Origin of the sequence: Streptomyces sp. NPDC026092, assembly GCF_040638605.1 — a bacterium.
Classification (GTDB): Bacteria; Actinomycetota; Actinomycetes; order Streptomycetales; family Streptomycetaceae; genus Streptomyces.
In genome coordinates this window covers 1-17,780 of sequence record NZ_JBEZYN010000007.1, presented here as the reverse complement: position 1 = coordinate 17,780, position 17,780 = coordinate 1, and the positions used below count along the sequence as shown (strand labels likewise).

The following is a 17,780-nucleotide window of genomic DNA, read 5'->3' as shown; positions in this document are numbered from 1 at the left end:
GCGCGGCGGGTGGGCATCGGGAGGGCCGTACGGGTCACACTGGGGGCCCGAAGGGCCCCGCCTCAGCGGACCAGGACGGCTTCCCCGGAGCGGGGTACGACGGCTGTCCAGCCCAGTTCGTGGTCGATGCGGTCGCGCAGGGCCTCGGACGCGGCCGGTTCGCCGTGCACGAGGTAGGTGGTGTGCGGGGGAGGGGCGCCGCGCAGCCAGTCGATGATCTGGCCGGCGTCGGCGTGGGCCGAGAAGTGGGGTACGTCGGCGACCTCGGCTCGTACGGGCACGTACTCGCCGAACATCTTGAGCGCCCGGGCCCCGTCCACCAGGTCCCGCGCCCGGGTGCCCGCCGCGGCGAATCCGACGATGACGACTGCGTTTCGCGGATCGGGGAGCAGCCGGTGCAGGTGGTGCAGGACGCGGCCGCCGGTCGCCATGCCGGCCGAGGAGACGATGACGGCGGGTCCGTGCGCGCTGTTGATGTCGATGGATTCCTGGACCGTCCGGGCGGCGAGGAACGGTTCGGGGCTCAGCGCGGCCTCTCCTTCGGCGAGGATCTCCGGCCTCAACTCGTCCGAGCGCTCGCGTACGGCGTCCCGGTAGACGTCGAGGGCGGCCAGGGCCATGGGGCTGTCCACGTACACGGGCACAGACCGAGGCAGGACGCCCTTGTCGCGCAACAGACCTAGTTCGTGCAGGACGACCTCGGTCCGGTCGATCGCGAAGGCCGGGATGACGACGGTGCCACTGCGTGCGAGGGCCCGCGCGATCACTGAGGCGAACTCCGACCGGGCGGACTCCTGGTCGTGGCGGCGGTCTCCGTACGTCGACTCCATGAGCAGCGCGTCCGCGCCTGAGAACGGCTCGGGTGGCAGCAGGAGCGGATGTCCGGGCCGGCCCAGGTCTCCGGAGACGGCCAGTGTGTGGCCGTCCTCCAGGGTGAGGTGCGCCCAGGCCGACCCGAGGATGTGCCCGCCGTGGTGGAGCCTCAGCCGGTTGCCGGCCATGATCTCGACGTCCGCGCCGACCGGGACGGGGTCGAAGAACGCCAGCGTCTTCTCGACGTCGGAGTCGTCGTAGAGCGGCTTGGCCGGGCGGTGCTTGGACCAGCCGTGCTCGTCGGCATGCCGGGCGGCCTCCATCTGGAGGCGGGCACTGTCGCGCAGCACGATTCCGGCGAGCCGGGCGGTGTGGGCGGTGGTGAGGATCGGGCCCCGGAATCCTTGCCGGACCAGGCGGGGCAGGTAGCCGCAGTGGTCGAGGTGGGCGTGGGTGACGACCACGGCGTCGACGTCCGCGGCGTCGCGGGCGAAACGCTCCCAGTTGCGCCGCCGCAGGGTCGCGAAACCCTGGAAGAGACCGCAGTCGAGGAGGATGCGGGCATGGTCGCTCTCGACGAGGAACTTGCTGCCGGTGACCGTCCCCACTGCGCCCAGGAAGCTCAGGAGTGCCGGGCGAGGGGTGGTGGGAGCCGGGTTCGGGGCTGCTTCGGACATGGCCAGCCCTCCTTCGGTGGGGGCCGGTCTCCACCTTCGCATCCGGCCGATCCGATCTTGAGGGTCCAATCGGACCCGTCTTGGGACCGACCGGCTCATGCGCCGCAGGGGGACTCCGCGGAGCCTGGTGCCGAAGACCGCAACGACGCGCGATGAAGAGTGGGTGCACGCCATGAAGGGACTCGTCTTCCAGGGGCCGGGCCGTATGGGCTGGCAGGACGTGCCCGACCCGGTCGTCAAGGACTCCGGCGACGCGATCGTGCGGGTCGACGTCGTCACCATCTGCGGCACGGACCTGCACATACTCAAGGGGGACGTGCCGGAGGTGACGCCGGGCCGCGTGCTCGGTCACGAGGCGGTGGGCACGGTGGTCGAGACCGGCGGTGACGTGCGTACCGTCCGTCCCGGTGACCGCGTCCTGATCTCCTGCATCTCGGCCTGCGGCCGCTGCCGTTTCTGCCGCGAGAGCCGCTACGGCCAGTGCAGGGGAGGGGGAGGCTGGGTCCTCGGGCACACCATCGACGGAACTCAGGCGGAGTACGTCCGGGTGCCCTTCGCCGATCTGTCCGTCCACGCACTGCCCGACTCCACGGACGGACTTGACGCCGTCCTGCTCGCCGACATCTTCCCCACCGCCTACGAGGTCGGTGTGCTGAACGGTGCCGTGAGCCCCGCCGACACGGTGGTCGTGGTCGGCGTGGGACCCGTGGGGCTCGCTGCCGTCGCCACCGCCGCGTTCTACAGCCCGGGGAACATCGTCGCCGTCGACCTGGCCGAGTCGCGGCTGGACGCCGCCCGCGCCCTCGGCGCGCACGCCACGGCCCACGCCACGGAGGAACCGGAACAGCTGGTCGCGGATCTGACCGACGGCCTGGGCGCCGACGTCGTCATGGAGGCCGTCGGCGTTCCCGAGGCGTTCGAGATGTGCACGCGGATGGTGCGGCCCGGGGGGAGGGTCGCCAACATCGGTGTCCATGGCAAGCCGGCGGCGCTCCACCTCGAAGACCTGTGGATCAAGGACGTCACCATCACCACGGGGCTGGTGGACACCTCGTCCACACCTCTGCTGCTGCGCATGATGGCCGCGGGCCGACTGCCGTCCTCGTCGCTGATCACCCACCGTTTCGACCTGGGGCAGATGGAAGAGGCGTACGACGTCTTCGGGCGTGCGGCAGAGACAGGGGCCCTCAAGGTCGCGCTCGGCGGGGCCTAGGGCACGCCGGTGAGCGGCACCGACCCTCGCCCGGCAGGCAGCGGTGCAGGGGACGACCGAGGCCCAGGAACCCGCTCGCCCCGCGCCCTCGTCCTTGACACGGACGGGGTGCTCCTCGACTCGGCCGGCCTCCACGCGGCGGCCTGGAAGACCGCGCTGGACGCCTGCATGGCAGCGGTCGCCGGCGAGGAGGAGCCGCCCTTCGACGCCGACGAGGAGTACCGGCGGTTCGTCGATGGAAGACCCCGCTACGAGGGCGCGGCGGCCTTCCTCACAGCCCGGGGCCTCGCACTCCCGGCGGGTACTCCCGGCGACCCGCCGGGCCGCGCCACGATTTGGGCGGTAGCCGCCCGCAAAGAGCTGGCGTTCGTCGACCTGCTTCGTGACGAAGGAGTCGCGGCCTTCGGCGACAGCCGGCCGGCTCTCCTGGGCCTGCGCGCGGCGGACGTGCCGTGCGCTGCCGTGTCGGCCTCCCGACACGCTCGGCAACTGATCCGTGCGGCAGGTCTCGCAGATCTCCTTGCCGTGATCGTGGACGGCGAGGACGCCGCCCGCCTCGGCCTCGCCGGCAAGCCCGATCCCGCGCTCTTCCTGCGGGCGGCCGCTCTCCTCGGCGCCCGCCCGCAGGAGACCGCGGTCGCCGAGGACGCACTCGCCGGGGTGGAGGCGGCGCGTCGCGGCGGCTTCGGCCTGGTCGTCGGCGTCGATCGCACCGCGCTGCGGCGTACCGCCGCCCCGCTGAGCGAGCAGGGCGCCGACCTGGTGGTCCCCGATCTCACGACACTGGTCCGGAGCGTGTGGGGTGAGCGCGGATGACCTCGAGCTGGACATGGAGGTACGACCGGTACGACGCGGAACACGAGCCGTTGGTCGAGGCACTGTGCACCCTCGGAAACGGCCGGTTCGCGACCCGGGGCTCCGCGCCCGAGTGCACGGCCGGTGGCGCGCATTACCCGGGCACCTATCTGGCCGGCTGCTACGACCGGCTCACCTCGCTCGTCGCGGGGGAGCGGGTCGAGAACGAGGACCTCGTCAACCTTCCGAACTGGACGCTGCTGCGCTACCGCTGCCTTCCGGACGACGGTCCGGCCGGCGACTGGCTGACGCCCGACAACGAGAAACTGCGCCACTACGACGTCCATCTCGACCTGCGCGCGGGGGTTCTCACCCGGCGCCTCTTCTTCGAGGACGCCCCTGGGCGCGGCCTGCGCGTGAGCCACCTCCGCCTCGTTCACATGGGAGACCCCGGACTGGCGGCCCAGTGCACTCTGTTCCGCGCCTACGGCTGGAGCGGTGACATCGAGGTGCAGTCCATCCTCGACGGCGCCGTGACCAACTCCGGAGTCGACCGATACCGGCACTTGCGGGGGCGGCATCTCACCGGCCACCGGGCCGGATTCGAGCCTGGCGGCGTCGCCTGGCTCACCTGCCGCACGGCCGACCCCGGCATCGGGATCACAGCCGCCGTGCGCACGGTCACCAGCCCTGTCCGGCCCGCGACGGAGGAGGTCACGGTGACCCGCACCGTGCAGACGTACCACCTGCCCGTCGTCCCCCGCCGTTCGGCGACGGTCGTGAAGACCTTGGCCCTCCACACCTCGATGGACTGGCCCGCCGCCGACCCGCACTGCGCAGCCGTCGACGCGATCGGCCGCGCTCCCGACTTCCCCCGGCTGCTCTCCGCCCACAAGGCGGCCTGGCAGCGCGTCTGGGATCAGGGCGAGTTGCAGGTGCCGGGGGAGGTGGGCCGCATCCTGCGGCTGCACGTGTTCCACCTGCTGCAGACGCTCTCCCCGCACACGGCGGAACTCGACGTGGGCGTGCCCGCGCGCGGACTGCACGGGGAGGCATACCGGGGGCACGTCTTCTGGGACGAGCTCTTCGTCCTGCCCTATCTCAACCTTCACTTCCCCGAGGTGGCCCGGGCCCTGCTCATGTACCGGCACCGTCGACTGCCGGCCGCGCGCGAGGCCGCTCGTCTCGCCGGTCGCCGAGGAGCCATGTATCCCTGGCAGAGCGCGAGTTCGGGCCGGGAGGAGACCCAGGCCCTACACCTCAACCCGCGATCAGGACGCTGGCTCCCCGACCACTCCAGGCTTCAGCACCATGTGAACTCCGCCATCGCCTACAACGTGTGGCGGTACGCACAGGCCACCGGTGACCGGGGGTTCCTGCACTCCGCCGGTGCGGAGATCCTCCTGGAGGTCGCCCGCTACTGGTCCACGGCCGCCGTGTTCGACCCGGTCCTCGGTCGTCACCGCATTCGCGGGGTCGTAGGACCCGACGAGTACCACGACGCCTACCCCGACGCCGCGAACCCGGGGATCGACGACAACGCCTACACCAACGCGACCGCCGCCTGGGTACTCGCTCGCGGCCTCGACCTCCTCGGCGAACTGCCCGAGGCCCGCCGCTCGGAGCTCCGGGAGCAACTGTCGCTCGACGACGGTGAACTCGCTCGCTGGCAGGACGTCTCCCGCCGCCTGTACGTGCCGTTCCACCGAGGCGTCGTCAGCCAGTTCCAGGGGTACGGCGATCTGGCGGAGCTGGACTGGGACCGCTACCGCGACCTGTACGGCGACATCCGCAGACTCGACCGGATCCTGGAGGCCGAGGGCGACACGGTCAACCGCTACCAGGCGTCGAAACAGGCCGACACCCTCATGCTCGGCTACCTGTTCCGGCCCGAGGAGCTGGCCGACCTGTTCGGCCGGCTCGGCTACGCGCTGGACGACGAGGTGTGGCGGGCGACCGTCTCGTACTACCTCCGGCGCACCAGCCACGGGTCGACGCTCAGCAGCCTCGTCCACGGCTGGGTGCTGGCCCGGCAGAAGGGCGCGGACGCCTGGCGGTACTGCGAGGAGGCCCTGCTCGCCGACGTGGCCGACGTCCAGGGCGGTACGACCGGGGAAGGCGTCCATCTCGGAGCGATGGCCGGCACGATCGACCTCGTCGAGCGCGGGATCACCGGCCTGGAGACGGGACCGGAAGGTCTGCGAGTGACTCCGGTGCCACTGGCGGCGATCCCACGGTTCACTTTCACTCTGTGCTGCGGCCGTCATCGCGGAGTGCGGCTGAGGATGTTCCCCGGGCGGCTCGCCATCACGGTTCCTGACTCGCCCGAGGGCCCGCTCGCCGTCGTGCTTCCCGGTGACCGGAAGCTCAGCGTCGCACCTGGGCAGGAGCGGTGGTTCCGGCTCTGAGCGCGGCTTCAGTCGAAGGTGAGCACCTCGGCGACGGGCCGGCGCGGCGTGGCCCGCCCCTGGGGGCCGTAGCCCAGGCGGAACACCATATGGACGAAGCCGATCGCCGAGCCGGGATCGCGTGCGTCGGACCGGAGTTCGGGCCATTCCAGCGGCTGGGACATCAGGGAGGTGGCGAGACCGTCCAGCGTGGCCTGGAGCAGCACCCGCTGCATGGCCTGGCCGGCCTTCAGCCATTCCTCCGGCGTGTCCCCGACCGTGCCGAGCAGCGCGATCTGCGGCCTCTTCTCGAAGCGCGCCGAGACACGTCCGGGTACCTGGCGGGGAGCGCCGAAGTCCCTGACGGGAGACGTCACGTCGTACTGCCGTGGACCGAAGGCGTATGAGGGGATGCCCTCGGTGTCGGAGCCTTCTCCTGCCGCGCCTGTGCGCGTCCAAGCGGCGATCTCCGCGCGGACGGCCTCGTCCGCCGCTTCGAACAGTTCGGAGGCGTGGACGAGGTTCATGACGGTGTCGGTGTGCCAGGCCCCGGGTACGACCAGCCGGCAGCCCTCCAGCAGAGCCGCGGCGCGGAGCTCGTCGATCACCTCGGAGGGGATCTTCTCCTCGGTGAAGGGGAATCGGCTGGTGTGCCGATGCGGCAGGGCGGCGTGGAACTCCCCCAGGTCGCTGTCGGCGTCGTCCGGACCGTCGAACCGTACGTCTGCGAGGTGCCAGGGATCGTCGGGGGTGGGCAGCAGCCGTACCACCGGCTTCAGGGCCCGGTGCGCGGCGCCGACTCGCAGACCGAACAGGGCCGCGCCGCAACCGAGGTGGAGAGCGCGGTGATCGGGGTCCTCGTGCGGCATGCCGCGCAGCGGATCGCCGTGCAGCTCGATGACGCCGATGTCAGTGCGGGCGACGAACTTCCACGGCTGTGCGTTGTGCATCGAGGGAGCGGTGACGGCGTCTTCGATCAGCGACGTCACGAGCGGTCGGGTCAGAGGGGTGGTGGACACGGTGAGTCCTGTCTGCGGTGAGTCACCAGAGGCTGTCGTGCGGAGTCCGAGTGGAGGACGAGAGCCGCGTGTCGTCCTCCTGGGAGGACAGTCGGTCCACGACGGCGACGACACCGTCCACCCTCTCGGTAAGTTCGACGAGCATCCGGGCCTGAGCGCGTCGCCGGACGCGGCCGGCGAGCGTCGCCACGCCGTCGAGGACGTGGACGTCCACCGCGTCGGCCGGCAGGTCCATGGCGTCCGAGAGGACGTCCTCATGGATGCGTCGTCGTATCTCGGCGTCGGGTCGGAGATAGACGTAGAGCAGATCGCGGCGGGTCACGATGCCCACCAGCCGTTCCTCCTCGTCGACGACGGGAAGGCGTTCGACGCCCCGCCGTACCATCAGGCGCGCCGCGTCAGCCACCGTCTCCTCGGCGTGAACGGTGATGGCCGGCTGCGTCATCATGTCTTTCACGGTCAGCTCGTGGCGGGCCAGGAGATCGCTCTCCGACACGACTCCGACGACATGGTCGTCTTCGTCCACGACAGGAAGTCCGCTGATGTCGTGTTCGGCGAGGGCCTTCGCCGCGTCCCGAAACGACATCGCAGGGAGGGCGGAAACCACGTCGTCGGTCATCAGGCCGCCGACCTTCATGTGCTTCATCGCCACGCCTCCTGTTCAGGGGTTCGGCGGTGCTGTCCTGCTTCATCACCCTTCCCTTCCGGATGCGTGCAGGGGAGGGCCGAACGGTCCACCCTCAGGACCGAACGGTCTCTCGGCATGGCCCGTGGTCTTCCCCGACCAGGTGGTGGGCCCTTTGGTCCCGTCGTTGGCCCCAGCGGCCCTCCGTTCGCCTGCGACCGAATGGGAAAGTGGAAGGAGTCCTTCGGACTGTGTGAGGAGGAGCCATGGCGGCATCCACGTCCCGTCCGGGCCTCGGCAGTGTCGTTGTCGGCGTCGACGGATCACCATCCGCGCGTATGGCGGTGATGTGGGCGGCGGAGGAGGCGGCCCTGCGGGGTAGCTCTCTCTGCGTCGTCCACGCGGCGAACACGGACGCACCGGTCCCGTTTCTGTCCCAGGCGGAGATCGTCGCGAGTCGGCGAGCAGGGCTGGAACTGCTCGACAGGACTGCCGAGGAGATCGCGACGCGTCACCCCGAGCTCACGGTTCTCACAGAACTCGACGACGGCGCTGCCCCTGACAGTCTGCGACGGGCCGCTGCCGTCACCGGAACGATCGTCGTCGGGCACCGGGGCCTGGGCGGGTTCTCCTCGTTGTTGCTCGGCTCGGTCGGGCTTGGCGTGGTGGCTGCCGCCACCACGCCCGTGGTCGTGGTTCGCGGGGCCACCGAGCCTGCCGAGACGGGCGTTGTCCTGGCAGCGGTCCGGGACGCGGCCGATGTGGGCTGCGCCCTCGCGGCGGCCCGTGAGGCCGTGCTGCGCAAGGTGCCCCTGCGGCTCCTGCACATCTGGAATGCGGGACTGTCCGCGGGCCCACGCGCTCTGTTGCACAACAGAGGCGAGGAGATCGCCAGCGAGCACGTACACGCGCTGGCCGAAGTCACCGACCGGGTCCAGAACGAATTCCCGGAACTGACGGTGCAGGCCGACGGCCAGAAGAGCCACAGCGTGCCAGGGGCTCTCGTCGACGCGTCACACCACGCCGACCTCGTGGTCGTCGGAGGGAGACGGTCGCCCGGATACCTCGGACCCAGTATCGGGCGAACCACGCTCACTCTGCTGCAGCACGCCCACTGTCCCGTGGAGCTCATCCCCCGGCGAGGCCCTGGACACGGGAGTACGTCATGACACGCACCACGGATCGCCATGACATCGTCGTCGGCATCGACCCGGTCAAGAACTGGCACCTGGCCCTTGCCTGGGCCGTGGACGAGGCCCGGTTGCGAGGCATGGGACTGCGGCTCGTGGTCGCGGTTCCACCGCAGCACGACACCCAGCACGTCGACGACACACCTCGCCACCTGGCACAGCGGCAGACCGGCACGGAAGCACTCCGCACAGCAATTGCCTGGGCGCACTCCCGGCAGCCCGCCGTGAACGCCACCTCCGCCCTCTTCGACGGTTTCCCGGCAGGAGTCCTGAACGGTCTGTCATCCGAGGCCGGAATGATCGTGCTCGGTTCCCGGCACCTCAGCCGTACAGAGGAGTTCCTCAGCGCCGGCTCTCTGGTGGTCCCGGTCACCGCGCAGGCGCACTGCCCGGTGGCCGTCGTGGGCGACGCGGAGCATGTCACTCAGGAGGCGCCGTACCTCGTCGTCGGCGTCGACGGCAGCGAGTCCTCGCGAGCAGCCCTGGCCTGGGCCTTCGAGGAAGCGGACCTCCGGCGTTGCGCGCTCCGGGCCATCGCTGTCTGGCAGCCTCCGGTGTTCTCCCTGCACAGCGGTGACACACTGTTCCACGCCGAGCGCCGCATGCTCTCGGAGACCACCGCAGGCTGGGCGGAGAAGTATCCCGACGTCCGGATCACCCACGAGGTGTTGATCGGTTCCCCCGTCGAGACGCTCGCGAACGCCGCCGAGCACGCCCTCGCCGTCGTCGTCGGCCGTCGAGGCCGGGGCGGATACACCGGGATGCGCGTCGGCTCCGTCGTGCACGGACTGCTGCATCGTGCCCACTGCCCGGTGATCACGGTGCCCGCGGTGTGAGCGGGCCATGGCGAGGTCAGCACCGGACCGGGCTCCTGCACAGGTGCGGGAGACGACGGGACTCACCCAAGAGGAGGCGGCCCGCCGGCTCGCCGACACAGGCCCCAATGAGGTGACGGCAAGCAGGCCAGTGCGGCTCCACAAGCGGATCCTGGCCCAGCTGACAGACCCGCTGATCATGGTGCTCCTCGGGGCCGTCGTGCTGACTCTCGCGATCGGAGACCATCCCGACGCGATCGTGATCGGCCTGGTCGTCCTCGTGAACACGACCGTCGGCGTGGCGCAGGAGATCCGCGCAGACAACGCCGTCGCCGCACTCTCGGCCCTCACCGCCCCGCACGCGCGCGTGCGGCGCGACGGTGCCGTTGTCGACCTCCCCGCTGCGGTGGTCGTCCCTGGTGACGTCCTCCTCGTCGGTGAAGGTGACATCGTCGCCGCCGACGCAGAACTCGCCGAGGCGTCCGCAGTACTGGTGGACGAGTCCATGCTCACCGGGGAGTCCGTGCCCGTCGACAAGGACCCCGGTGCGACGCTGAGCGCAGGCACGGTCGTCGTCCGGGGCCGGGGCGTCGCCGTTGTCACGGAAACCGGAGCATCCAGCGCGCTCGGCCGCATCGCGGCCCTTCTCGACGAGCGCCGCGAGCCCACCCCGCTGCAGCGCCGCCTCGCCGCCTTGGGACGCGTCCTTGCAGGCGTGACGCTCGCCCTGTGCGTTCTGGTCTTCGCGCTCGGCCTGATGCGGGGGCTCCCGCTCGGCACGATGGCCGTCACCGCCATCAGCCTGGCCGTGGCGGCTGTACCCGAATCCCTTCCCGCCGTCGTCACCCTGGCACTCGCGCTCGGAGCCCGGCGCATGGTCACCCGGCACGCCCTGGTGCGCAGACTTCCCGCGGTGGAGACGCTCGGCTCGGTGTCCGTACTCGCCACGGACAAGACCGGCACCCTGACCGAGGGCCGCATGGTCGTCCACCACGTCTGGACACCGCAGGTGAGCGCCGTGCTCTCGGGTGTGGGGTACGAGCCCGTGGGCGAGGCCCTGGTCGACGGAAGGCCGGCGGCGTCGGACGAGCTCGAGTCGCTGCGTGAGCTGCTGACGGTGACTGCGCTCTGTAATGACGCCACGCTGCGCCCCGCGGACAGCAAAGCGTCCGACGCCCGCTGGACGGCCCTGGGCGACCCCATGGAAGCCGCCCTGCTCACGGCCGCGGCCAAGACCGGCTGCCCGGATGCCGCAGAACTGGCGATGACCCGGCCGCGGATCGGAGAAGCACCCTTCGACAGCCTCCGCAGACGCATGACCACGCTCCACGAGACGGGCGGAGACAGAGTGCTCGTCTGCCTGAAGGGGGCTCCCGAAGCCGTTCTCGACCCGGCCGTCCTGCTCGATCCCCCGGACGCGCTCGCGGCGGCCCGCCAAGAGGCCGCGAGCCTGGCGGCCCGGGGTTACCGCGTGCTCGCCGTGGCATCGGGCGTGCGGAACGACACCCCGATCCCGATCACCGCGGCGGAGTCGGGGCTCGCTCTCCTCGGGCTCGTCGCGCTCAGCGACCCGCCCAAGCCGCACGCGGCAGCTACCCTCGCCGCCTGCCGGGCGGCCGGCATCACACCCGTCCTCATCACCGGGGACCATCCGGCGACGGCTCGGGCGGTCGCGTCCCACGTCGCCCTCCTGGGCGACGGCGGCGAGACGGAAGGCCACGTCGTCACGGGGGCGGACGTGGCCGCGGGCCGCGTCGCCGACCTCACCTCGGTGCGGGTCTTCGCCCGTACGGACCCCCAGCAGAAGCTGGACATCGTGGAGGCGTGGCGCTCCCGGGGCGCGGTCACCGCCATGACCGGCGACGGAGTCAACGACGGCCCCGCGCTACACAGGGCCGACATCGGTGTCGCCATGGGCGCACGCGGCACCGAGGTCGCCCGTCAGGCCGCCGACCTTGTCCTCACCGACGACGAGCTGTCGACGGTCGTGGCGGCCGTCGACGAGGGACGGCGCGTCTACGACAACATCCGCCGCTTCCTGGTCTACGGGATGGCCGGCGGAGCCGCCGAGATCCTCGTCATGATCATTGGCCCGCTGCTCGGGCTGCCACTGCCCCTGCGGGCGGGCCAGATCCTGTGGATCAACCTCCTGACGCACGGCCTCACCGGCGTGGCCATGGGCGCCGAACCAGCGTCCCCGGGAGCGATGCGACGGCCGCCACGGCCGCCGGACCAGCACATCCTCGGTGGCGGTGCCTGGCAGCGTCTGCTCGTCCTCGCCGCCGTCGTTACGGCGGCTTCCCTCGGCGCAGGGCTAGCCGCCAGGACATTCGACCTGGCCTGGCAGAGCGTCCTCTTCCTCGCCCTGCTCGCCGCGCAGCTAGGAGTCGTACTGGGACTCCGCTCGCGGCTGTTCACCCGGAAGAACCCGTTCCTACCCCTGTCCGTCCTCGCCTCCGGCCTCCTGGCTGCGGCGGCGCTCAACGTGCCGTTCCTGAGTTCGGTCCTGGAGACCGAAGCGCTCGGCTGGGCCGGCGCCGGGATCGCCGTAGCCTGCGCACCCGCCGGCTTCCTGGCCGCACGACTCGTCCGCACCGCCTTCCGAGGGACGCGTCCGGCTGGAGGGTCCAGGGCATCGGAACTACCGTGAAGACGCGCTTCAGGCGTGGACCGGTTTTCGGCGTGGCCGGAGGTGACGATGGTGTCGGAGGGACTGGGGCCTGCGAACCGCAAGGTCCCGCGGCTGCGACTCGACGAGCTGCTCGACGAGGTCCAAGTGCGCATCGACGAGGTGCGGGGCACCAGGGACCGGCTCAACGGGCTTCTCGAAGCCGTCATGTCCATAGGCAGGGAACTCGACCTTCCCCAGGTGCTGAGGGACATCGTGGAGGCGGCCGTCACCCTCGTGGACGCAGAGTACGGCGCTCTGGGCGTCATCGGGGACGACAGGAAGCTCTCGGAGTTCCTCCCCGTCGGCATCGGAGACGACCTGCGGGCGCAGATCGGCGACTTGCCCTCGGGGCACGGACTGCTCGGCGAGCTGATCCGAAACCCCAAGCCTCTGCGGCTCTCCGAGTTGTCCGGGCATCCCGCCTCGTACGGGTTCCCGCCCCACCACCCTCCGATGCACAGCTTCCTGGGCGTGCCCATCCGGGTCCGCGACGAGGTCTTCGGGAACCTGTACCTCACCGAGAAGCGCGGAGGGGCTGAATTCGACGCCGAGGACGAAGCCGTCGTGACGACGCTGTCCGTCGCGGCCGGCATCGCCATCGAGAACGCCCGCCTCTACGAAGAGGGCCGCCTCAGGCAACGGTGGCTGGCTGCGAGCTCCGACCTGACCAGTGCCCTCTTGTCCGGGGCGGAGGAGACCACGGTGCTCGACGGGTTGCTGGAGCAGGCCGTGGACATCGCGGGCGCCGATGTGGGTGTCTTCTACCTGGTGGGTGCAGGCGGTGAGCTGCGGGGCTCGCTCGCTCGTGGTGAGGGGGCCGAGGCGCACCGGGGCGTCGTCCTGCCGTCCAGCGAGGGAACCCTTGCCGAGGCAGCCCTCGCGCAGGAGGGCCTGCTCACGGTCGCCGACGTCGAGAACGAGTCGCGCATCCGGGTGCAGCCCGAACGGTGGAGGGGATTCGGGCCGGCGGTGGCCGTCACGGTCGGCACCAAGGAGCGACTGAGCGGGGTGCTGATCCTCGCCCGGAAGCACGGGCGGCCCCCGTTCACCGGCTTGGAGATCACTGCTCTCCCGGGATTCGCAGGGCATGCAGCCTTGGCACTCGAGCTGGCCGACCGCCGCCGGGACGCCGAACAGGTGGTCCTCCTTGAGGACCGCGACCGGATTGCCCGTGACCTGCACGACCTTGCGATCCAGCGGCTGTTCGCCACCGGCATGACGCTGCAGAGCGCCCGTCGGTTCGTCGAGCACCCGGAGGCCGTGGATCGCTTGACCCGGGCGATCGACGACCTGGACGCCACCATCAAGATCATCCGATCGACCATCTTCGGTCTACGGGAACACGAGAGCGCCGGGGCGCCGAGGCTCAGAAGCCGTGTGGTCAAGGCGGTCGACGAGATCGCGACCACGCTCGGATTCGCTCCGGCGCTGCGTATGGAGGGTCTCCTCGACACGGACGTGCCCCATGAGGCGGCCGAGGAGGTGATCGCGGTCATCGGCGAGGCGCTCACCAACGTGGCCCGGCACGCACGGGCCCACAGGGCGGAGGTGTCGGTCGTGGCCGAGGACGGCGTATTGGCAGTGACGGTGCGCGACGACGGTACCGGCATCCCGCAGGGCGGCAGCCGCAGCGGACTGCGCAACCTCTCCGAACGGGCCGAGCGGCTGGGCGGGACCCTGTCGGTGCGTGCGAGAGCGGAGCCGCAGAGCGGGACGGTACTGGAATGGAGGATCCCGCTGCCGGAAGGGCGGACGTGAGGTCCGGATGCCTACTTCTCCTCGGAGTCGTGCTCGTGTGCCTGCGCGGCGATGACGGCGGCCTGTACCCGGCGTTCCACACCGAGCTTGCCGAGCAGCCGCGAGATGTGGTTCTTGACGGTCTTCTCCGACAGGTAGAGCCGCTTGGCGATCTGCCGGTTGGTGAGCCCTTCGCCGATGAGGTCGAGCACGGACCGCTCCCGCTCGGACAGCACCGCGAGCCGTTCGTCCTCCGGCTTCGCCGTTTCCGGGTCTCGGAGCGAGTGCATCAGCCGCGCTGTGGTGGCCGGGTCCAGCATCGACTGCCCAGTGGCCACGGTCCGCACGGCCGAGACGAGGTCCGACCCCTTGATCTGCTTGAGGACGTACCCGGCCGCGCCGGCCATGATCGCGTCGAGGAGAGCGTCCTCGTCGTCGAACGACGTCAGCATCAGGCAGGCCAGCTCGGGCATCCGGGACCGCAGCTCCCTGCACACGGAGATCCCGTCGCCGTCCGGCAGCCGGACGTCGAGAACCGCCACGTCCGGCCGCAGGGCGGGGCCGCGGGCCAGTGCCTGGTCGGCGGTCGCCGCCTCGCCCACCACTTCCATGTCGGGCTCGTCGTCGATCAGGTCACGGAGACCCCGGCGGACGACCTCGTGATCGTCGACGAGGAACACCCGTGTGAGTGCGGTGGCTGCCGGCAGGTCCGTCATGGCGATCCTTGTGGTCGATCGGCTGGGCACCCCCCTATGGATTGTCCGTCAACGGAGCGTCTCAGGTCGCACCGAGATCCATCCGGACGTCGACGACGCCCTCCACGGCCCGCACGGCGCGGGCGACCAGCGGCACCAGCGACCGGTCGGACAGCGGGCCACGGATCGTCGCCACGCCGTCCGTGACCGTCACGTCCAGCCCCACGGGGGCGGCCGGCTCCCCGAGGACGGAATGGCGGATGTCCTCCTCGATCTCGGCGTCCGTACGGAGGAACACCTTCAGCAGATCGCTCCGGCTGACCACACCCTCCAGCATGCCGACGCCGTTCACCACGGGCAGGCGCTTCACCCTCCGCGTCGCCATGATCCGTGCGGCCTCCGCGAGCGTCGCGTCAGGATGGACGGTCACGGCCGGGCTGGACATGAGTTCCCCGGCCCGTACGGCTCCGGCCTTGGACGCGGCGGCGAACTCGTCCGGACGGGGCTCCTCCGTGCGGAACTCCTCCTTCGGCAGCAGATCGGCCTCCGACACGACCCCGATCACCCGTCCCTCCCCCTCCAGAACGGGCAAGGCGCTCACCTTCCACTGGTCCATGAGCGCGACGATCTCCTTGTACGGCGCGTCCCGTCCGATGGCGATGGCGGTGTGAGTCATGACGTCGCTGACGGCGTAGCGAGAGGCGGGCATCACGTTCTCCCAGCGGGATGAGGGCCTACAGGCCGCTCCCGTGCGGGGCGTAGAGATCCAGCAACCGCACACGAGCGGAGAAGAGACGGTGGGCGAGCATCTGTCCCACGAAGTGGTCCAGGGCGAAGCCGAAGCTCGGATCGGTGTCCATCAGCATGCGCACGGTCGCCGCGTCGAACTCGTCCGCGCGTACCCGTGTCATGGCCTCGGCGCCGAAATGCCAGCGGTACGGCTCGAAGAGCCACGACCAGCCGAGCAGCTCCCCGGCGTTGACACTGTCGACCACGGCGGCCCGCTTGCCGGGCACGCGGACGTCCAGGGTGACCGTCCCGGTCTTGATGATCCAGAACCGGTCGGCGTACCCGCCTTCCTCGAACAGCCGGGTTCCTTCAGGGAAGTCCACCGGGCGGGCGCACTTCAACAGCCGGTCACGCTGGTCGGCGGAGAGAGCGGCTGTGAGCCGTGGGTTGGGAGGTGTGCTCATCGGAGGGCCTCCTCGGCGGTGTCCACTCCCAGTCTGGCCTCGCTGCGTGAGGGGTGAGGAGGGCCGGACGGCCCCCTCGGGGGGCCTGGTCGGCCCGTACGAGGTGCGTCAACCCGCCTGTGGCGTCCCGCCGGGTGCGGTACGCATGACCCTCTGGTCCTGGGAGCTTGACCAGCACCTCCACGGGCAGGGGGGGCACATGCCTGTTCATGGCGGGATCCGCGACGGAAGCGGGTCCTGCTCGACGTGCCCCCCATGCTTGCCAGTGGCGGTTCCCAGCTGGATCAGTCAAGCGACCTGGAGAGCCGCCCCCCATGCCTTCGCGCGGTCTCGTTCACCGGCGCGCAGCGGTCCTTCGGTGTCCTCGATGACAAAGCCCTCGGGTTCCGCGACGAGTTCGTAGCCATGACCGCGCAGCCGACGGGCGATGCCGTTCGCGGCGGCGCCGGCCAGGCGCATGTCCGCTCTGGTGTCGAAGGCTGCGGCGGCATGGGTACCGGTGTGGGCCTTCGGGAGTGTGTCGTGGAACCAGTTTCGGACTCCGGGGCCCTCGGCGCCCTCCTCGGGAGTGAAGGGACGCTCTCTGTTCTCGGCTTCTTGCTTCTCGGCCTTCAGCCCCATCTTCCGGCTCATCCCGGTGGTCATGCCCCGCATATGGGTCGGACCGCCGACGACCAGCAGGTCGGTGGGGCCGATGCGCTCCGGCAGCGCGTCGACCACTGCCACGCACTCGACCTCGGCGTCCGGGTGCGTCTCCTTCACACCTTCTCCAATCGCGTCAGCGATCTCGCGCGTGTTGCCGAACAGGCTCTCGTACACGATCACAGCGCGCATCACGACTCATCTCCTCAGGTATTTCCTTCTCCGGCCTCCGCTGCCGCTTCGATCGCCCGCAGCGCTCCGCGCAGGACGATGCCGACGCCCGGGGAGACCAGCGTCCAGTAGCGGCCGAACTGCGTGGTGGACGCCGGGTCGGTGCACGCGGTACGCGCTTCATAGGTCAGGAGGGACCGCCGTGCCCCGTAGGGGTGGACGACGAAGGCGGCGGCCATCTTCGCCCAGCCGGGCTCATCGAAGCCTGCGTAGTCACTGGATTCGACACGGCGCCACTCGATGGTGGGCTTCCATACCTTGCCGACCGCCCCGAAGGCGATCTCGCGCCCCGCGCGCTCACCCAGCGCAACCCAGGGCTGGGCGTCCAGGTCCCCCTGATCGCCACCTACGGCGGTTTCGAACAGGTCGGACACTCGCATCGAAGGCGGTGTGACCACGGGCCGGCGTCGTACGCGGTCCGGAACTCCACGTGCCCACATGACCGCGTCGAACAGTGGCGAGTGGATGGACAGCATGTCCAGATCTCGGGCTGCGCCGTACACGACGTCCGGCGCAGCGGCGATCACGGCACACTCGAGGCGGGAGAACCGGAACTCGGGCAGGGCCGTGTCGAGCAAGAGGGGCTCGCCTGTCGTGGCGACACTCGGCTGGGCATTCATGTGAACCTCCCAGATCCGACACCATCAGTCTCGTCCAAGGCCGGGCATCTCGCTGGGGCCGAACGGTCCCCGGTCCCCTGCGGAACCAGGACGCGTCAAGATCATCCAATTGTGAGCGCTTTGGAACCGTCGGTGGCGGGGGAGCTGGGAGCGCCGCTCGACCCAGCGGAACGCGCGCGGCCGACTATCCCCGAGGCGACTCGATGGCCTTCCGCAGGTCAGCGCATCCGGCGCGGGACGCACAGGTACGCGTGTGAGCGGCACGATGCAATTACTGCAGCGACTGGTGCCGGGGCAGTCATGGAAGCTGCCGAGAACGGAGGAACCGGTCGGCCCTGGCGAGGTCCTCAGGCGTGTCGACCGCTAGGGCCTGTCCGGCGGATCATGGCCGGGGCCGTGGCGCCTGGCACGGCGCCTCGCCGCGTTGCCGAAACGCCCCGATAGCTCCGCTATCGAG

Annotated in this window: 15 protein-coding genes; 7 read left to right on the top strand and 8 right to left on the bottom strand. The window is 70.5% G+C overall.

All coding sequences use genetic code 11. The features are described 5' to 3' along the window. Nucleotides 1–62: 62 nt before the first annotated feature. Entirely contained in the window at nt 63–1,490 is a 1,428-nt protein-coding gene (locus tag AB0F56_RS13395) for an MBL fold metallo-hydrolase (protein ID WP_362007955.1), read from the bottom strand. Nucleotides 1,491–1,662: 172 nt separating this feature from the next. Here AB0F56_RS13395 and AB0F56_RS13390 point away from each other — a divergent pair, with 172 nt between their 5' ends. The 3 genes from AB0F56_RS13390 to AB0F56_RS13380 are packed head-to-tail and all read left to right on the top strand — an operon-like array spanning nt 1,663 to nt 5,906. Continuing rightward, entirely contained in the window at nt 1,663–2,703 is a 1,041-nt protein-coding gene (locus AB0F56_RS13390) for an alcohol dehydrogenase catalytic domain-containing protein (RefSeq protein WP_362007952.1), read from the top strand. A 9-nt stretch (nt 2,704–2,712) separates the two neighbouring features. Beyond that, nucleotides 2,713–3,519 (top strand): HAD-IA family hydrolase, encoded by an 807-nt coding sequence (locus tag AB0F56_RS13385; protein WP_362007949.1) that lies wholly within the window; start codon nt 2,713–2,715, stop codon nt 3,517–3,519. Continuing rightward, nucleotides 3,516–5,906, top strand: a complete 2,391-nt coding sequence (locus tag AB0F56_RS13380) for a glycoside hydrolase family 65 protein (RefSeq protein ID WP_362007946.1) — start codon at nt 3,516–3,518, stop codon at nt 5,904–5,906. Before AB0F56_RS13385 ends, AB0F56_RS13380 begins: the two co-directional genes overlap by 4 nt. An 8-nt stretch (nt 5,907–5,914) precedes the next feature. On the opposite strand, the gene AB0F56_RS13375 is transcribed toward AB0F56_RS13380, so the two are convergent. Continuing rightward, a complete protein-coding gene (locus tag AB0F56_RS13375; RefSeq protein WP_362007944.1) occupies nt 5,915–6,904 on the bottom strand; it encodes a nitroreductase family protein in 990 nt (329 codons plus the stop codon). Between the two features lie 22 nt (nt 6,905–6,926). Further along, on the bottom strand, nt 6,927–7,550 hold the full coding sequence (locus AB0F56_RS13370; RefSeq protein ID WP_362007941.1) for a CBS domain-containing protein: 624 nt from the start codon (nt 7,548–7,550) through the stop codon (nt 6,927–6,929). A gap of 245 nt (nt 7,551–7,795) precedes the next feature. Between AB0F56_RS13370 and AB0F56_RS13365 the strand changes: the two genes are divergently transcribed. Genes AB0F56_RS13365 through AB0F56_RS13350 form a run of 4 tightly spaced genes read left to right on the top strand, consistent with a single transcriptional unit; the run spans nt 7,796 to nt 13,963 of the window. After that, nucleotides 7,796–8,698, top strand: coding sequence for a universal stress protein (locus AB0F56_RS13365; protein WP_362007938.1), 903 nt, complete (start codon nt 7,796–7,798; stop codon nt 8,696–8,698). Continuing rightward, on the top strand, nt 8,695–9,555 hold the full coding sequence (locus AB0F56_RS13360) for a universal stress protein (protein ID WP_362007935.1): 861 nt from the start codon (nt 8,695–8,697) through the stop codon (nt 9,553–9,555). The genes AB0F56_RS13365 and AB0F56_RS13360 overlap by 4 nt, the downstream gene beginning before the upstream one ends. Before the next feature lie 7 nt (nt 9,556–9,562). After that, nucleotides 9,563–12,184: a cation-translocating P-type ATPase gene (locus tag AB0F56_RS13355; protein WP_362007932.1), complete on the top strand. Its 2,622-nt coding sequence runs from the start codon at nt 9,563–9,565 to the stop codon at nt 12,182–12,184. Nucleotides 12,185–12,232: 48 nt separating this feature from the next. Next, nucleotides 12,233–13,963, top strand: a complete 1,731-nt coding sequence (locus tag AB0F56_RS13350; protein WP_362007930.1) for a GAF domain-containing sensor histidine kinase — start codon at nt 12,233–12,235, stop codon at nt 13,961–13,963. Nucleotides 13,964–13,974: 11 nt separating this feature from the next. On the opposite strand, the gene AB0F56_RS13345 is transcribed toward AB0F56_RS13350, so the two are convergent. The 5 genes from AB0F56_RS13345 to AB0F56_RS13325 all read right to left on the bottom strand — a co-directional run bounded on the left by AB0F56_RS13345 (nt 13,975) and on the right by AB0F56_RS13325 (nt 17,323). Next, nucleotides 13,975–14,658: a response regulator transcription factor gene (locus tag AB0F56_RS13345; RefSeq protein ID WP_362007928.1), complete on the bottom strand. Its 684-nt coding sequence runs from the start codon at nt 14,656–14,658 to the stop codon at nt 13,975–13,977. A 61-nt stretch (nt 14,659–14,719) separates the two neighbouring features. Next, nucleotides 14,720–15,346, bottom strand: a complete 627-nt coding sequence (locus AB0F56_RS13340) for a CBS domain-containing protein (RefSeq protein WP_362007925.1) — start codon at nt 15,344–15,346, stop codon at nt 14,720–14,722. 25 nt (nt 15,347–15,371) lie between these two features. Beyond that, entirely contained in the window at nt 15,372–15,830 is a 459-nt protein-coding gene (locus AB0F56_RS13335; RefSeq protein WP_362007922.1) for a cyclic nucleotide-binding domain-containing protein, read from the bottom strand. Between the two features lie 288 nt (nt 15,831–16,118). After that, entirely contained in the window at nt 16,119–16,664 is a 546-nt protein-coding gene (locus AB0F56_RS13330) for a flavodoxin domain-containing protein (protein ID WP_362007920.1), read from the bottom strand. 14 nt (nt 16,665–16,678) lie between these two features. After that, on the bottom strand, nt 16,679–17,323 hold the full coding sequence (locus AB0F56_RS13325; RefSeq protein WP_362007917.1) for a hypothetical protein: 645 nt from the start codon (nt 17,321–17,323) through the stop codon (nt 16,679–16,681). Nucleotides 17,324–17,780: the final 457 nt, after the last annotated feature.

What these genes read in the sequence shown, in the direction of transcription:
- AB0F56_RS13395 (WP_362007955.1), bottom strand. Translation starts at nt 1,490, where the DNA reads ATGTCCGAAGCAGCCCCGAACCCGGCTCCCACCACCCCTCGCCCGGCA.
- AB0F56_RS13390 (WP_362007952.1), top strand. Translation starts at nt 1,663, where the DNA reads ATGAAGGGACTCGTCTTCCAGGGGCCGGGCCGTATGGGCTGGCAGGAC.
- AB0F56_RS13380 (WP_362007946.1), top strand. Translation starts at nt 3,516, where the DNA reads ATGACCTCGAGCTGGACATGGAGGTACGACCGGTACGACGCGGAACAC.
- AB0F56_RS13370 (WP_362007941.1), bottom strand. Translation starts at nt 7,550, where the DNA reads ATGAAGCACATGAAGGTCGGCGGCCTGATGACCGACGACGTGGTTTCC.
- AB0F56_RS13365 (WP_362007938.1), top strand. Translation starts at nt 7,796, where the DNA reads ATGGCGGCATCCACGTCCCGTCCGGGCCTCGGCAGTGTCGTTGTCGGC.
- AB0F56_RS13360 (WP_362007935.1), top strand. Translation starts at nt 8,695, where the DNA reads ATGACACGCACCACGGATCGCCATGACATCGTCGTCGGCATCGACCCG.
- AB0F56_RS13355 (WP_362007932.1), top strand. Translation starts at nt 9,563, where the DNA reads ATGGCGAGGTCAGCACCGGACCGGGCTCCTGCACAGGTGCGGGAGACG.
- AB0F56_RS13350 (WP_362007930.1), top strand. Translation starts at nt 12,233, where the DNA reads ATGGTGTCGGAGGGACTGGGGCCTGCGAACCGCAAGGTCCCGCGGCTG.
- AB0F56_RS13345 (WP_362007928.1), bottom strand. Translation starts at nt 14,658, where the DNA reads ATGACGGACCTGCCGGCAGCCACCGCACTCACACGGGTGTTCCTCGTC.
- AB0F56_RS13340 (WP_362007925.1), bottom strand. Translation starts at nt 15,346, where the DNA reads ATGCCCGCCTCTCGCTACGCCGTCAGCGACGTCATGACTCACACCGCC.
- AB0F56_RS13335 (WP_362007922.1), bottom strand. Translation starts at nt 15,830, where the DNA reads ATGAGCACACCTCCCAACCCACGGCTCACAGCCGCTCTCTCCGCCGAC.
- AB0F56_RS13330 (WP_362007920.1), bottom strand. Translation starts at nt 16,664, where the DNA reads ATGCGCGCTGTGATCGTGTACGAGAGCCTGTTCGGCAACACGCGCGAG.
- AB0F56_RS13325 (WP_362007917.1), bottom strand. Translation starts at nt 17,323, where the DNA reads ATGAATGCCCAGCCGAGTGTCGCCACGACAGGCGAGCCCCTCTTGCTC.